The sequence below is a fragment of the Microbulbifer maximicatervae (SeqCode) genome (assembly GCF_052468155.1).
Window position 1 is genome coordinate 3,068,601 of record NZ_CP174335.1, and the last position, 18,558, is coordinate 3,087,158.

The window sequence follows — 18,558 nt, forward strand, 5'->3', positions numbered from 1 at the left end:
GAAATTTTCGTCATACCTGTTCAGTTATTAGTTATCCGTTCTGAACAAAATTTTCCCTCACAGAGGGCCCGCCTGAGAACCACTTGGCAATCCCTACAAAAGTTCCACTTGTTAGCTGGCTAATTATGACTTGTTTCACGGCTACCTAAGTGGGTTGTAATTAAAGTTCGCCCACCGTGGAGTGTCTGGTGTAAATGCCCGATTTATCTCCAAATATCTGTATTAGAAAGTGGCGGCCGTTAAGTGATAATGAAGTCGGAATTTGTTGAGCAAAAATCCTGCAAGTCTGTGATTATTGGATTTTTATTGGTCTGTGCGGTGGTCCTATTAGCTGCGCCGCAGGCATTTGCTCAATCTAGCTGTCCTTCTATTACCGATGATCCTGCAGGGTTCAATATTCTCAGTCACCGCTCCGGCCAAAGTTGGTGCGTTTTATGTGGTGATGGTCAGGTAACCATCGAAGTTGATGTACCCAGTATTTTCAGTGGCCTATCGGGTACCCAGTCCATTCAGAATATCGTTATTACGGAGAACTTCGGGTCCTCCGGTCTTGAGTATGTGACTGGCTCTACTTCAGTGAGTTCTGGGTTTGTTCTGGACGAACCCACTATTAGTGGTACCACGATTACTTGGGATCAAAATGACCTGTCGGCACTTGCTGAGCGGGACGAAAGTACGACGCTGACGATTACCTTTAATGTGCGCAGTCAGGATGAGGAAGAGGAAGAGCTGGTTGTTAATAATCGCACCTTAAATGCTACCGCAACTTTTGACTACTGCAGTTACCCCACCACTACAGATACTCACAGCATGGAGTTGGCGATCCGCGAGCCGGAACCCTCCATGGACAAACGCGGCCGTAATATTGATGCGGCGCAAACAAACTACACCAATAATGTCTATGGCAATATTGAAGATGATGTGATCTGGCGTATTCGTATCTCCAATGATGGTGACGCAGATATGCAGGATGCGCGTTTTGATGATTTGATGTCCAACTCCAATATGGATATCAACTACGCCTGTCCGAGTGAAAGTGCCGCTGAAGCTGTTGCCAATAATAATGGTGTTGCGCCTGGTGGCAGTAGCTGTGTTTCCGCAAGTAATTCTATTAATAACTTTGAGCTGGATGGTAATTTTTCCAATGGTTCAGGGCGCACTGACGTTCCGTCTGGTGGCGACCTGGATATCTACTTGGTAGGTAAGGTAAATACCTCCTGCACTAATGGCACCAATACAGTGTCAGATTTACAGTGGGGTTGTGAGATTGATGGTGATACGGGTGTGGGCGGTATTTCAAGCCCTGCGGAAGCCTCGGCTCCGGGTTCTGATACTTCGGAAATGCGTGTTGAGGTTTTAACTGATCTCACTATTACCCAGGAGATTACCGGTACCAACTTGAATCAACCTCTCGGTGCTTCCGGTTACGTCACTATAACCGTAAATAACCGGACGGGTGGCTCGGTAAGAGATATCCAGTTTGTCAGCGATCTGCCCGATGAGTATGTGGTTGATACCACCTTTACACCGGAAATTACCCGAGAGCGTCGCGGTATTGATAACCATGGCGCTAACTACAGCTCAGACTATGACGGCAAAGCCGATACGCTGGAATGGCGTGTGGGTTCTACTTGGAATCAATGGGATACGGATCCACTTAATAACAACCAACCGGAATTCCGCTTGTTGAGTAGTACAGTTCACTCGGTATACTCAGACCAAGAGCACATGATGCGACATGGAGATGAAATTCAAATTCGTTTCCGCATCGTTACGATTGAGCCCGACTTCTATGACCTGGATGCGGACCTGGATGTAGAGGAAGAGTCTTCTACCACCGGTACTGATCCTAATAGTAATATCGCTCTGGCAAATAATGTTCTCACTATTGATTACGAGGACTTTTGTTCTTCAACCAGCCCTGCCACTCAGGTAGATACGGAATCGGTTACGCCTGATCCCGAAGACCTGGATATTAGTACTGTTCACCCCCTCTATATTGTTCGCGATAGTGGCACTTCAGAACTAACAGTGGATATCACCAATAATGGTGGCCACGATGCGAATGATTATTCAGTGTATGTCACTTTCGGTGAGGCGATGAGGGTATTGTCTAACGACCGCAGCTGTACGGCGTTGGGCAACCCGAATGTGGGCACTGTACCTCAGCACCCTGTATGGAACCAGCCGGATTACTTGCCAGATTCCTCAACAGTGTATCGTTGTGACAGTGGTGATCTTGGTGGTGAAATTGGACCCGGTGATACAGAGCGGGTGATTTTTGTGGTTGAAAAGAATCACTCGGCCACCGATGATGACCTGACTTTTCGCGCGGATGTGGTCGGCGAGATCACTCTGAATGATGGTACACCTCTGTACTTTCCGAGCCCTGCCGTAATTACCGAAACAACACCAAACTTGCAGCTGGCCAACAATTACACCCTTGATGGTATGCGCGCGCGGGTAATGGGTTTTAACCTGGTCAAGGACCGTTCTGATGAATGTACCGAGCTGACCAGTGAAAGTGCTTTCCCAAATAGCAGTGTATTGATTGGTGAAGAGTGTAGTTTTGAAATTCAAGCCGGTGGTTGGTTTGGATTCGATACACCGGGATTCACTTTGATTGAAGTGAAGGATATTGATGTTATCGATGACCTTCCCGATGGTCAGGGCTATATTGCGGATTCGGCGTTAAATTGTTCAGACGTCAGCCTTCCCGATCCTACCTCTCAGGCAAATTGTGTGGTTATTTCCACCAGTGATATTGTCGAAGGCGGTGGCCTGAATAACTCTCTGAGCGAAACGGACTTACAGTGGGATATTACTACCAATATTACTGAGAAAGATCGCTGGTTCCTTGCGGATATGACAACCCGCTTGTTGAATGACCCAGTGGATACAGAAAACACTGATCCGAATCAACACGCAAATGACAGTATCGATTACGCCCGCGCCCAGTTTACTGCGGTTTTTGATACTGAAACGATTATCGTAGATAACTACAATACCAGTGGAACCCTGACCAATATTGATGGTGTTCCAACCACGGTCCCCGGTTTCCCAGATATTACTGAATGGTCGGAATCTGTCACTGTTACTGAACCCTCGATAGAAGTCGATAAAAAAGTCTGTAATGAGAATCTCTACGGCACTGGAACAAGCTGTAGCAATTTTGTGGATTTTACCGATGAAGGGCACCGGGACCAGACTTATATCTTCCGTCTCACGGTGACTAACCGGGCTGCGGATAGCGGTGTTGATCGCGCTCCTGCATACGATGTTGTAGTAACTGATACCCTGGATTCTTCCGGCCAGATGTGTGTGCAGGCGATGGATTCCGATAGCCTGGATAACGATGCTGATGGCAGTTCGGAAACTGTCAGTGGTGATGATGGCTTGGTGGGAATTACCTCCGGTGCAAATAACTATTCGGAAGCTACCCACTGTAATGATGGTGGCACTCCGGCTATTATTACTTTTTCCTATGAGCATTCCACTGCCCTTGAGCGAATTAACCCGGGTGACTCCGTAACTCTGTATTACCGTGTGAAACCACACCAGTCAGTGGCACCACTGCAGCTGTTTACCAATACTTTCTTCGCTCGCTATGACAGTTTGGAAGGCGATTTTGGTAATCAGACTTCTCCGCAAATTGACAGTGACACGGACAATGATGGTGTCGGTGACGGCACTCCTGCAGCCGGTCGGGCGCGCCACTACCAGTCCGACGATGCCGAAGCACAGATGAGGATTATTGAAGTACAGGCAGAGCCGAAGGAAGCCCTTGAGTTCTCCAACGGCACGGCCAGTGGAACCAGCAGTGACACAGCGGTTGTCGGTGAAGAGGTACGTTATGAACTGACAGCACAGATTCCGGCAGCGAAACTGCGAGATTTTGTGATTCGTGATGAATTGCCGGCAGGTATGCGCTGTATCGAAGGGGAGACCATCGATTTAAGTGCCTCCCCTTACGATGCCGCTGGCTTTGTACCGGGAGGTACTTTTAATGCTACCTGTACCAGCACAGGTACTGCAGATTACGTTGAGTGGGATTTTGGTGATCAGGAACTCACCACCGTATCCGGTAGCCTGTTTGATTTTCCGGTAGAGTTTATTGCCCGTATTGAAAACAGCAGTAACACCAATGACGGCGATGTTTTGGGTAATGGCGGCAGCTATACCACTGCGCAAGTTACCTATGTGGATGAGTCCGGTGCTGCGGTGGCGGTGCCATTTGATGCCCATGAAATAACAGTACTCGAGCCACAAATACAGCTGACCAAATCCTTTGCTGTTACCAATAGTGATGCTGACGATATTTTGACAGTCACGGTTACAGCAGAAAATATTGGCAGTGCCGATGCCTACAACTTGCAGGTGCTCGACGATCTCACCGGCAGTAATCTTATTTACCTGGGAAATGTGGGCGGTAACGATCCACCCAATAATGTCGATGTCACTACGGTGGGCACCAATGCCCCCATCTTTAGCTGGAATCGCAGCAATAGCGATTACACTATTGCGGTTGGCAATACAAAAACATTCACTTTTGAAGTCCAGGTAGAGCAGGGCGTTGAGCCCCATGAAATTCTGGACAACACCGTTGAAGCCCGCTGGCAGTCCCTACCTGGTATAGATGTTGCCCTTAATAGTGGCAACTCTATTGGCGTTGATGGTGCCGCTGACGGCATGCGTATTGGTGTTTTGCCCAATGTCGGCGATCCTATCAATGATTATGAAACCACTGCCAGTGCCCAGACTGAAGTACCTTCATTAGAGTTGACTAAAACGGATTTGGACACCTCGGTAGTCCCCACCATCGGTGCCCATAAACAATTCCAACTGGAGATTAGTTTACCGGAAGGTATCAGTGAAAATGTAGTTATCACTGATCAGCTGGGTAGCCCTGAGGGTTATGTGCTCTCTCATAATACTGACTACGATATCACTTACGATTTTGTCGGTATTGAAACTATTAATGGCAGCGCGCCATCTGAATCAGCTTTTAACAGTTTTCCGGGGGATAATACTTCCGGAAATGCTACCTGGGATATCGGCACCGTCGATACCAGCAGTGAAAATGACACGGCCGGAAGCACAATTGCTCCGCTGATTCGAATTACCTATTTTGCCCGCATCGAAAATGATCTCGCCACTAATGATGGTGATAATCGCCAAAATAATGCCGCGCTTACTTACAGCAATGGGGAAAGTGGCAGCACAGAAAATATCAACGACAGCACAACCAGTGTAACGGTAGTAGAGCCGTTACTCGAGGTTAATAAGACAGTGAGTAATGCCACCAACCCCGGCAATCTGCCGGTGGGTGGTGATGTGCTGGAATATGTTATTACCGTGGAGCATGATGCGGGCTCCAGTGCCGCAGCTTATGAGCTGAATTTAGTCGATACGCTGCCTTCAGAGTTGACCTTTGATAGCAGCTTTACACCTACCGCAGAAATAGGCGGTACCGCAGTATCCGGCTTTGTCGCCACACCAGCGGCAGCTCCAGCAGGTCCACTCGTATGGGGTCGTGACAATGGCGATAACAGTCTGGATTTAGCGCTGGGTCAAACTCTGGTGCTCACCTACCGAACCCAGGTTACAGGCGTTTTTGGTTCGCCTATCAGCAACAGTGTGATGCTGGACTGGACCTCCCTGGACGATGGCAGTATCAATGACCAGGCCTATGAGCGAGACGGTGCTGGATGCCCCAGTATTTCCGCACCTGATGATTACTGTGTTGGTCCTGCAGAAGCCAGTATTAATACGGTAGACAATACTAGCATTACAAAAGCAGTAATTGCCGATACAGATACCGCAACTGCAGTGGGTACTTTGCGTGTTGGCGATACTGTCACTTACCAGCTCACCCTGAATTTACAGGCGGGAACAACACCAGCGGTAACTATTGATGATGCGCTGCCCAGTGGTTTGGAATTTGACACTGTTGTCAGCGTGAACGGGGATACCACTGCTCCCTACGACGATAGCCTGAATGATTTTACCTATTCAGCGATTTCGGTTCCCACTGCCGGCGATACCGGTACAGTTTCCTGGGATCTAGGGGATATCACCAGTAATTTCGGTAATACCAATAACTTTGTTATTGAGTACACCGCTAAAGTAGTAGCGGGTTCGGGAATCACCGCGCCTACCTCAACTCTTACCAATACGGCTCAGCTAAATTACACCGGTGCCGCCAGTACCTTGCAGGACAGCGCCGATATTACTGTACTGCAACCGGTGATCGACAATCTCACCAAGACCGATGCTACCTGGCCCAGTTCCCATATGAATGTGGACCCGGCCAACGATATTATGCAGTTTACCCTGCTGGCCTGTAACTCGGGTCTTGCCCCCGCCTACAACCTATCGCTAACTGACGATTTAGCGACGCAAATGGATGAGAGTTCCATTGCCAATCTCCAGGTGAGCCTCGACGGTACTGTGCTGACACAGGGAACAGACTACACCTATAGTGCGCCGGCAACACGGGGTGATGATATGGGCTTCGATTTCCTGGTGCCGGTCGAAGCGGGCACCTGTTTGGAAATCAGTTACGAGATCGGTTTCTATACAGATATTAGTGGCGGTGAAAGCTGGGTTAACACTTTTACCGTCGATGAATTCTGGTCGCTGGAAGCTAGCAATGGCGAACAGTACTCTGCAGTTACTTTGGGCACTCCCTATCCTATGGGCACTGTTGCGACCAGTGTGACTGCTCCACAAAAAACACTGCAAACAGCGACTACTGCCGCTGTTGGTGACGAGGTCGTATACCAGATACAGGTACCCGGTAGCGGCACCACCTCGGCTATATACGATATTGAAATTTCCGATGTATTAGACCCCAGCCTGGAGTTGGTGCAATTGCAGGAAATTAATGGGCTTACCTACACCGATAATACCAGTGGCAATAATATCGATATGGCAATCGATATTATCCCAGCCGGTACCGTGGCAATTTTTGAAGTTCGCGCTCGGGTTGCCAACAATGCTACAGCCCAGGCTGGCCACAGCTTTGAAAATGAGGTGACTTATTCTTATGCCGCGACTGATGGTGGCACTTCGCAGTCCGGAGGCACTGGTACTGCGGCGACACTTACCATCGTCGAGCCAGAAATAAGTGCAATTGCCTCTGTCGCAAATCAAACCAACCCCGGTAACGATCCGGATGCGGGCGATGTACTGCGTTTTACCCTGGATCTCAGTGCTGCGGGTAATGCGGAAAATTCTGCAGCTTACGATCTTTCGGTTAATGAGTTGTTATCCCTGGGGCTTGGGTTTGTACCGGGCACCGTGACTTTTGCCGGAGCCTCCCAGGCAGATCCCACCGTGAATGGTGACGGAGTTACTAGTGCACAAAACCTGGTTTGGGATAGGGCCAATAGTGATCTGGATATCACCGCAGGTGATAACAGTGAACTGGTGTTCGATGTAGTTGTACTCGACAGCGTACAGCCAGCAGCTGCGCTGTCCGCAACTGCCAGTGTGGAATGGACCAGTCTCGATGAAGATAACAGCAGTATTTATGAACGTAACGGTGCTGATGGCAGCGGCGGCCTGAATGATTACTTGCTGGAAAATATTGCTGCTCAGCTAGATGCTGCCAATGACAGTACAATTAGCAAAATCCGTTCAGATGACAGCTATGGTAGCGCTGACGAGCAATTGCGAGTGGGCGACTTGGTTGAATACCAGATTAACCTCTCCCTACCAGAGGGCACGGCCTCCAATGGGCTTATTGTCGATACTTTGCCCCAGGGAATGGTGTTTGTAAGCACACTTTCAATTAATGGCCAGACTTCTGCACCATTTACGGCTGCGGCGCCCTTTACCCACACCGATATTGCAGAGCCAGTGCAGTCTGGTGATCCTTCTACTGATGCCACTACGGTTACCTGGAGCATTCCCGACCTGGTCAACACGGGTGATAACGATACCAGCAACGATGAATTTGTTGTGCGTTACCTTGTGCGGGTTCTCAATGAGGATTCCCATCCCTGGCCAGCAACGAACACCGCGCTGACCAATACTGCAGAGTTTGGTTTTGATGCTGCCACAGGAGCCGAAACCCGCAGTGATAGCGAAACACTGGACCTGTTACAGCCGGACCTCGCCGTAGCTATTAGCTCAACTCCCGCAGATGGCAGCACGCTTTCCGCCAGCGATACGATTGAGTATACCGTTACGATTACCAACAATGGTTCTTCACCAGCCTATGACCCGGTATTCCGCGATGTGATTCCTTTAGGTCTGCGCCAAGGGGGAGTCAGTGTCCAGTCCCTCACGGTAAATGGTGCCGCAGCAACAGTGGTTGCGCCTACTTTCGATAGTAGTAATGGCGAAGCCGTTTGGAATTTTGCCGCAGGTACGGGTTACGGAATCAACGCTGGTGAGTCCATGGAAATGGTATATCGCGTTGAAGCGGATTCTAATTTAGGGGCTGGACTTAGTCTGCAAAATGCGGCCTATGTTGAAGTTTATTATTCGCTTGATGATAACGATTTGCCATCTCTGAATTCCGTGGCGGTCACTGACGATTTACGTGAGGATTATGGCCCGACTTCTCCGGTGAGTGTCCAATTTAATACTCCCAATGCCGCGCCACTGTTGATTGAAGTTACCCAATTAACAGCTTCCATTGGCGAGCCGTTTAACTATCGCATTACCATCCCGGAAACGGTGCAGACCACGGCGCTTCACGATGTCACTGTGCTGATGGATCTGTCTACGTCTGCTGCAGACCTGGAATTTGTCAGTGCCAGTAAAGTATCTGGCAGTGCATCTTTCACTCCGGAAAATAACGGCAGCTCCACGAGTCTCAGTATTGCAGATAGCACTAACGGAATTGATGTGCCTGCCGGCGAGCAAGTCGTTATTGATGTAACACTGCGACTGCTGGATATGGACCCGCCGAATGTGGACGGTTTGAATTTTGCCGCCAGTGCCAGCTACAGCTACAACTACGATAATGATAATTCCTCTGCGGGGCAGGGTGCGGGTAGCGGCAATACTACGGCGGACATGACGGTAGTAGAGCCCACGGCTATTACCCTGACTAAAACTGGCCCCACCAGTGTCCAGTCCGGTGTAGGCGGTACCTTTACTTTAGATTTGCACAATACTGGTACGGGCCCGGCCTGGGATATTAGTGTTACCGATATTTTGCCGGATAATAATCCCGGTGGAATGTGTGAAACGGCCCCAGCCAATTTCACCGCGCAAATTACTGACAGCGCCGGCACCACGACGGCCACCCTGGCAGAGGGTTCCGACTTTAGCGCGGTATTCGATAACGATAGCTGCACCCTCACAATTACCTCCATTGGTTCAGTGGCAATGCTGGATGCGGATTACCATCTGCTGATTGGTTACGATGCCTATTTGGATGCCGACACCGTCGATGGGGATACGCTGACGAATATTGCTGGTGTTACTCAGTGGCACAGCTGGGATAGCAGCCTCACTGAAGTTCGCCAGTACACCCGTGCGGCGCCCACCGATGGCACTCCCGGTGTGCTGGATCATGAGGATGCTTATTCAGTTAGCGCCTCTGTGCCGACAGTGACTTTCTACAAAGCTGTGGAAAATATCAGCCGTGGAGAAAACCCGGCCACTGCCGCCAGCCCCACGGAAGTTTTACGTTACACATTGACTCTGACCAATACGAGTGGTGTTGATGTGAGCGGAGTAGAGATTACCGATGACCTGGGTCGATTAAATAATTCTGCACTGTTTGAATCGGGCACTTTACAGTTGGTAAGTGCTCCGACTGGCAGTGACAGCAGTGCTATCGATGCCTCTGCCGGTACCTGGAATAGTGGCTATCTGGAAGTCAGTAATCTGGATCTTACGGCGAGCGGTACCGCGGGAGATTCTATCCAGATTGTTTATGAAGTTACCCTGGCAGCAGTTATTGATAGTGGGACCCAAGTCTTCAACCAGGCCCAGGTTCAGCTTCCCGGGCAATTACTGCAAGACAGTGATGATCCCAACATCAACGGCACTGATGATCCGGATACGGCGGGTGATGAAGATCCCACAGAAGTACTGATTGAGTCAGAGCCATTACTGGTGGTAGAAAAAACGTCGGCAGATATGACTGATGATGCAGATCTGCTGATGGTTGGGGATACCCTGCGATATACTATTACCGCGGAAAATGCCGGTAATGAGAATGCGATCAATGCCCTGATATTGGATCAGATCCCATCTAATACAACTTATGTCAGTGGCTCTACCACCCTGAATGGCTCCACATTGTCTGATGTCAGCGGCACCTCTCCTCTGGCTGCAGGTATGAGCATTAATACCGATGGTGAAGCCGATGGTTTTATCGGCGCAACGGCCAATGGCGCACCTGCAGTGGTCATCACCTTTGATGTCACCATTAATGACGTTAATGATGGCACCGTTATTTCAAACCAAGCGTTTGTAAATGGTGAAGGTGCGGGTAGCGGTACTTTTGATGAAGTGCCCTCCGATGATCCGAATACCGATGCTCCCAATGATCCCACGATCGATATTGTTGGCGATGTACCCCTGTTAATTGCCCACAAGACTGTGGAGATTGCCGAAGACTATATTTCCGCAGGGATTGTCGATCCGGGTGATGTACTTCGCTATACCATCGCGATCACCAATATGGGTGGTGTAGATGCTCTCGAAGTAGCGCTTACCGATCAGGTACCAAATGACACTGCTTATGTTGCTGGCACCACCATTTTGAATGGTGAATTGGTAGCGGATAATGGTGGTGGTAATTCACAGTTGGATTCTGCCTTACCGGTTTCATCCGATGACCTGACACCGCCGCTACCAGGAGCCAATGAAGGCATTATTACCTCGGGTCAAACTGCCACTGTCACATTTGAGGTAATGGTGAATGCTGGCACTCCGACAGGCACAGTTATCAGTAACCAGGGTAGTGTCGAAGCAGATGAGTTGGCACTTACCCTGACCGATGCAGATGGCAACCCAGCCAATGGTGCACAGCCAACTGACGTTGTCGTGGGTGATGCCCAGTTGCTCTCCATTGTGAAAGAAGTTGCGGTTGTCGGTGGCGGTGCCGCAGAAGCGGGTGCGGTATTGGAATACCTGGTAACCGTTGAAAATATCAGCGGTGTCCCAGCAACTTATATTGAGATCACCGATGACCTGGCTATAGCTGGAGATGGAGTTCTCACCTATATCGCCGATTCGGCCATGCTCAACGGGCAGACCGATGGAATAACGGTTGTCGACACGCTAATCACTGCAGACTACGCCACAACTTACGGTGATTTGGAACCGGGAGAGATGGTTACTCTGCGTTTCCAGGCGCAGATGTCAGAAAACCTGGATTATGGTTTTACTGTATTAAATACCGCAGAAGTACAGTGGAATGATCCTGCTTCCAGCGCTCAGGCCAGTGTTGCCATTGACGTTGGCGGTACCCCGGGCATTGCCAACCTGGCTGGTTATCTGTGGCACGATGTGAATTTCAATGATGCCTTGGATACGGATGAGAGCCTGTTGCTTAATTGGGCGGTAGACCTGTATTTCAATGACGAATTGATGGAAACAGCTCAGTCTGATGAAAATGGTTACTTCCAGTTCCAGGGGCTGGTACCGAATAGCTATGGTGGCCTTAGCTATGAAATGCGTTACACCGCACCAGATGCTACTGAAAGTACAGCTTCATTGGGTAACTCTGTTTCTGATTTCACCAACGGCCCGCAGTCCATTAGTGAAATTTATGTAGATTCGGGAGCGAACCCACAGGATTTGAATTTGCCTCTAACACCCAATGGCGTGGTTTACGATTCAGTAACCCGCTCCGCCATTGAGGGTGCCACCCTCACTATGTTGAGGGTGAGTTCCGGTCAGGAATTGCCTGCGCGTTGTTTTGATGATGAGAAACAACAAGGGCAGGTAACCCAGTCTGGGGGTTACTACAAGTTTGATATCAACTTCAGCGATGCAGCCTGTCCATCCAACGCGGACTACCTGATTCAGGTGGATATCGCGGATGAGGATTATGTGGGTGGTGAATCACTGGTAATTCCTTCTCAGACAAACAGCGAAACTGCCGGTTTTGATGTGGCCGGTTGCCTGGGCAGTAACGCCGATATGGTTCCTGCGACCGCAAATCATTGTGAGGTTCAGGAATCGTTCTCTCACCCCTCTCTTGATGTCGAGGCGCGGGATGCGGCAACGGACTACTACCTGCGAATGACTTTGGATGATGGTCAGATTCCAGGGGAAAGCCAGCTGTTCAACAACCATGTCGCCATGGACCCGGAGTTGGAAGGGGCGCTATCCATCACCAAAACCGCGGCCATGCTCAATGTAACCCGCAGTCAGTTGGTTCCTTACACCATTACTTTTGGCAATACGCTGCCAATTCCACTGACAGATCTACAGCTAGTAGATTACTTCCCGGCAGGCTTCAAATATGTCGCGGGCTCGGCGCGCCTTGATGGAGAAGCGGTTGAGCCTGAAAGCGAGGGCCTGCAATTGAGGTGGTCGGATCTGCGCGTGGAAGCGGAAGAAACCCGTGTATTGAAATTGCTATTGGTTGTGGGCTCCGGTGTGGGCGAGGGCAAATATGTGAACCGCGCTCGTATGTTTAATCAGCTCTCTGGACAGGCAGCCTCTGGTGAGGCCTCTGCCACTGTGCGCGTGGTGCCCGATCCCACCTTCGACTGCACCGATGTTATCGGAAAAGTGTTTGACGATAAAAATATGAATGGCTACCAGGATGAAGGCGAGGGTGGTTTACCGGGTGCTCGAGTGGTGACTGCTACCGGCCTGAATGCTACTGCGGACTCCCATGGTCGATTCCATATTACCTGCGCAGTGGTGCCGAATGGGGATCGAGGTTCCAATTTTGTGCTCAAGCTCGACGATCGCAGCTTGCCAAGCGGGTATCGTCTCACCACTGAAAACCCGCGTGTGCTGCGAGCCACCCGAGGCAAGATGCTGAAGTTCAACTTTGGAGCCAGCTTGCACCGGGTAGTGCGCCTGGATATTGCCGAAGCGGTATTTGAACCGGGCACAACAGAATTGCGCCCGCAATGGCATTCCCGAATGGATTTATTGTTGGAAAAACTCAGTGAAGCTCCCTCTGTTTTACGCCTTGCCTATCTTGGGGAGAATGAAGATCCGGATCTGGTGGACGAGCGTCTGCAGGCAATTAAAGATCAGGTCGCCCAGGACTGGGAGAGCCGTGAAGGTGACTACGATTTGACCATAGAAACTGAAGTTTTCTGGCGCCGTGGAGCGCCTCCTGGTAAAGGAGGTTTGGAGTGATGTCCTTTGCAAAACGGAATCGTGATCAGCGAGCTTGCTCGATAAAAGCTGCCGCGAAGACGACCCGCTTTTTCCCTCGGCGGGACTGCCGTCTCGCCACTGCGATCGCGTTGGCATTGACACTTCCAGCGCAGGCCCAGGAAGCGGGTGCGAAAGTAGATGAGCCTAGTTGGTGGCAGGTTTGGCAAAATATTCCGAGCCTGAGTTCTGAAGAAAGTGAAACCCAATCTGAACTCGAAGAGCAGTCGATCGGCAGTAATACAGAAGGTATGCTGCTGCGCGCACCTACAAATCAATGGTTGCAGGATGCGACTCAATTTGTTGCGCCGCTGGACCCGATTGTGGTGGAAGATTTTATCGATCCAATCCTGTTCTATGGCGTTGAGGATGAAATTCCTCTGGAGACAGTGGCGTTACTGAGCCAGACCTTGAATGACTTGGGTGAGACGCCTAATTTTAAGTTGCACTTTATTGGCCATACAGATTCCGATCCCCTTACCGGGGAACAGGTAGCAGACTTTGCCAGCAAAGAAGAATTTACTTTGGCGCGGGCCCAGTTCGTGGCGGACTTCCTTCAAGAGGCCCTTGAACTGCCTGAGCAAATGATTGTTGTTGAAGGGCGTGGGGATATAGAACCCACAGCGGATAATATTACTACCGCAGGTCGAGAAGAGAATCGCCGAGTACAGGTAAAAGTAACCTACGACGCCCTGGATGAAAAAGCCATGGCGGACCGTGCCCGTGCGGAAGCATTGTTGCTCAACCGGGTGAAAGTATGCCGCCAGGAAACGGTATGCAGGCTTACTTATGCCGCAGGCAGTGAACAGCGGGCACGCCTTAGAAACCTGGTGACGCCACTGAGGATGGAGCCCGGGCAAACAGAATTGCCGGAAGCCTTTATTCGCCGTATCCGCGAGGTTCGATCCAACCTTGCGGATAAAAACAATCTGGTTATTCACTTTATTGGTCATACCGACGCCCGCCCCCTGGACGTGAGTGAAAATCCGGAAGCCCAACAGAGTGCTTATCAGGAGCGATCCTATAGCGAAGCCCGCCGTGTCGCTCAGGCCCTGGGTTCTGCACTGAATTTGCCTGCGGCCATGGTCACCAGCAGTGGCAAGGGGGCAAGTCAACCAATAGCGGCCAACGATACGCCGAAAGGCCGAGCCCTCAACCGTCGCGTAGAAGTGGAATTTTGGTATGACGACCCATTGGAAGTCGCTACAGATTCTGTTCAGGCCTGTCCGGAAGCTGCCGCTGCGGAAACTCTCACCATTGCCTATGAGTCTGCCGGTGGAAAACTGTCGCCGATTCGTTTTGATAATGGCGATCCGATTATCAGTCAGGCACAGCTGACACAAATACGTGCGGCCATGGCTGAAATTTCCAATAAAGCGAATGTTCGTCTGAGCTTTATTGGCTACAGCGATAACCAGCGTATGGATCGCCGCGAAGCGATGGTTTACGGCGATGACCAGGGACTGTCCGGTGCCCGCGCTCAGCGCGCTATGGCACAGGTACAGGAATTATTGAATCTCGAAGACACCCAGGTGGAGTTTGAGGGGCGCGGCTACGTCCAATCTGCGGATGTTGTGAGCAATGGCTTTGAGCAGCGGGATGGCGCCAGGGTTGAGGTCGAAATCCTGTACGATGAACTGGCAATTCTCACTGAAAGTGATCGCTTGGAAATCGAGCGCATTAATCGTGAAGCCATAGCCAATAATCCCTACGCACTTAACTTAATGCGTATCACTGTCGATGGCAGCCCGGAATACGACCCCTATAAAAACTCGGCGGACTTACAGCGCTGTACTGATGTGGCCTTGCAAGAAGCGAATATTCAATTTCGCTTCGACAATAAAAAAATGCAACCGCGCCTGAATGTGACAGCATGGCCCAACACCATCCGTTACGCAGATAACCCGGATACCGACCTGGCAGAGAACCGGGTATTTTTCAGTAGCTATACCAACTATCCCTCTTTTATTAAAAGTACCGAAGTGCGATTGTTTGAAGAGGGACAGTCTCTGCGCGATACACCTCTGGCAATTGTACCGCTGGATCACTTTGGCAAAGGGGAATGGCGTGCAGAATTTTCTGAATTCCAGGCGCCTCTAAAAAAATTACACTACGTACTGCGTGCCTATGACAGCAAGGGCCGCTATGACGAGACCACGGAACAGACCCTGTGGTTGGTAGATCAAATTGAAGAGTCTGCAGAAAATGAAGATATCGGCAGGGAATTATTAGTAGGCTACGGTGAGAACCGCTTAGCCCAGCGGAACATCCCTCTGGATGGTAACAGTGTACTGGTCAATGGCACTCAGGTGCCGTCCGGGCACACCGTATGGTTAGCGGGCAATCCGGTACCGGTCGATAGTCAAGGCCAGTTTATCGCCGAGCAAATTTTTGAGCCGGGCATGCATACGGTTGAAGTGGCGATACTTGATGATGAGGGTAATGGTGAACTTTTCCTGCGGGATTTGGATTTTGCCAAAAACGACTGGTTTACTGTAGGTATTGCTGACCTTACCGTGGGTTACGATAAAACCAATGGCCCAGCGGCCCTGGTTACTGGTGATGAAACTCACTATGACAATTCAGTAAGCTACGATGGCCGTCTGGCGTTTTACACCAACGGTGGTTTCGGGGAAGGTTGGCGGCTGTCGGCCAGTGCAGATACCGAAGAGGGCCCGGTGGAGGATCTGTTTTCCAACTTTATGGAAAAGTCTCCCGATGCCTTGTTCCGCCGTCTGGATAGTGATTTGTATTACCCGACGTTTGGCGATGACTCCACCGTAGTTGAAGACGCCCCCACGTCAGGCAAGTTTTATGTGAAATTGTCCAAGTACGATGACTACGGTCTCTGGGGTAATTTCAAAGCCAACTACGCCGATAATGAGCTCGCCCAAATTGACCGAACGCTCTACGGCGGTAGCGGTCACTTTGAAACCGATGCGATGACCAGCTTTGGTGAGAAGCGCTTTCAAATAGATGCCTTTGGAGCAGAGCCGGGAACCATTGCAGGGCGCGATGAGTATCGTGGAACCGGTGGTTCCCTGTATTACCTCCGTCACCAGGACATTTCCAGTGGCTCGGAAAGTTTACGAGTAGAAGTTCGGGATAAAGATTCCGGGCTGGTGCTCGCAGTTAAGACCCTTACCGCAGTAGTTGATTACGACATCGACTATATCCAAGGGCGTATCCTGCTTAACAGCCCTTTATCTTCTCTGGCAAATGATGAACTGCTCATTGAAGATGGCGCTTACAACGGCAATCCCCAATACCTGGTAGCACGCTACGAATATACTCCCGGTTTTGAAGAAATGGATACCCTGGCTGTCGGTGGGCGTGCCCACTACTGGTTGGGCGATCACGTCAAATTGGGCCTCAGCAGTATTCAGCAAGATGAAGATGAGAATGAGAGTTCCTTGCAGGGTATTGACCTGACTTTGCGTAAAAGCGCCAGTAGTTGGGTGAAAATTGAAATGGCCGATAGCGAGGGTAGCAATCTCGATAGCGTCAGTTCACTCGATGGTGGCTATACCTTTGATGACGAAAGCCTGGATTCCACGGTTGCTGCCAGTGCAACTAAAGTGGAAGGCGTTTTACAGCTGGGAGATTTCTTCGAGAGTTTGCGTGGCTCTGGTAATTTCTACCATCAAGAGCGTGAAGCTGGTTTTTCCGGTCCAGGCCAATTTGTGGATGGCGATACCATTCAATATGGCGGTGGCGTTAACCTGCCGATCGGCGAAAGTTTTGATGTAAGAATCAAAGCCGACACCAAAGAGGAAGAGCAGGGGTTGCAAACCAATGCCATGGACTTGATGCTCGGCTACCGCATTAATGATCACTGGCGACTCACCTCCGCAGTTCGCAATGATAGCCGTGAAGATGAATCCGAAGTTGTCGCCGCTACCCAGACAGAAGGGGATCGCACAGATGTTGCTGTCGAGGCGAGCTATGATTCCGGTGAGAGTTGGAGCGCCTTTGGTTTTGTTCAGAATACGATGGAAGTGACCGGTACCCGGGAAGAGAACAATCGCATCGGCCTTGGTGGCGCTTATCGGGTAAGTGACCGTTTGACAATGGACAGTGAAGTTTCCGGTGGTGATACTGGCACAGCTGCCCGACTCGGTACGGACTTTCTGGTGACTGACAGAACCAGCCTATATATGAATTATGCGCTGGATAATGAGCGCAGCGATACCGGTGTGCGTGCACGCAAGGGCAATATGAGTACCGGCTTCCGCAGTCGCTATTCTGATACGCTAAATATTTACGGTGAGGAGCGCTATAGTCACGGTGATGTTTCCACTGGCCTGACCCACGCCCTGGGTATGGATCTGGCCCCCAATGACCGTTGGACCTATGGCACTACCCTGGAGGCGGGCACACTCGAAGACCCGGATACAGGAGCCAAGACCGAGCGCAATGCCATGGGCTTTAATGTGGGCTATGGTTTGGATGCTATACGCATCGCATCCGCGCTGGAATACCGTACGGATATATCGGAAACGGTATCGGGCGAAAATACTGTATCGGAAACTGAGCGCGATACCTGGCTATTAAAAAATACCTTCAACTACCAGTTCACTCCGGACTGGCGCTTGGTAGGCAAACTCAACTATTCAGACAGCAAAAGTTCGGAAGGTGAATTCTACGATGGTAAATTCACCGAAGCGGTAATGGGTTATGCCTACCGCCCGGTAAACAATGACCGCCTGAATACCCTGATGAAGTACACCTATTTCTATAATGTGCCGACTCAGGATCAGGTTACTGTTGAAAATACCTCCACTGAATTTATCCAGAAGAGTCATATCTTTTCGATAGATGCCAGTTACGATCTCAATCGACAGTGGACTTTGGGTGGCAAGTACGCCTATCGCCTGGGCCAGTTGAGCATGGATACGGAAGACCCGGAGTTTTTCGATAGCCGTGCAAGTCTCTATGTACTGCGTGCCGATTGGCATTTTATCAAGCGCTGGGACCTCCTCTTGGAAGCACGTCTGCTCGATTTACCCGATGCCCAGGATAGCAAGAGCGGCGCCTTAATCGGCTTGTATCGCCATGTTGGCGACCACCTTAAGTTGGGGGTGGGCTACAACTTTACCGACTTCTCTGATGACCTCACCCAGCTGGACTATGACAGTCACGGGGTGTTTATTAATATTATTGGTAAGTTGTGAGTTTATGGCCCGGTGCAAGCTGGGCCTTTGTACCAAATTAGACTGCAACTGCCAGTTTGACTAATAC

The 18,558-nt window shown here is 50.4% G+C and carries 2 protein-coding genes; both read left to right on the forward strand.

Translation table 11 applies throughout. The annotated features are described in order from the left end of the window. Positions 1 to 249 precede the first annotated feature (249 nt). Positions 250 to 13,299, forward strand: coding sequence for an isopeptide-forming domain-containing fimbrial protein (locus ACJJIY_RS13315; RefSeq protein WP_445358064.1), 13,050 nt, complete (start codon positions 250 to 252; stop codon positions 13,297 to 13,299). Beyond that, entirely contained in the window at positions 13,299 to 18,491 is a 5,193-nt protein-coding gene (locus ACJJIY_RS13320) for an OmpA family protein (protein WP_445358065.1), read from the forward strand. Before ACJJIY_RS13315 ends, ACJJIY_RS13320 begins: the two co-directional genes overlap by 1 nt. The last annotated feature ends 67 nt before the right edge of the window (positions 18,492 to 18,558 follow it).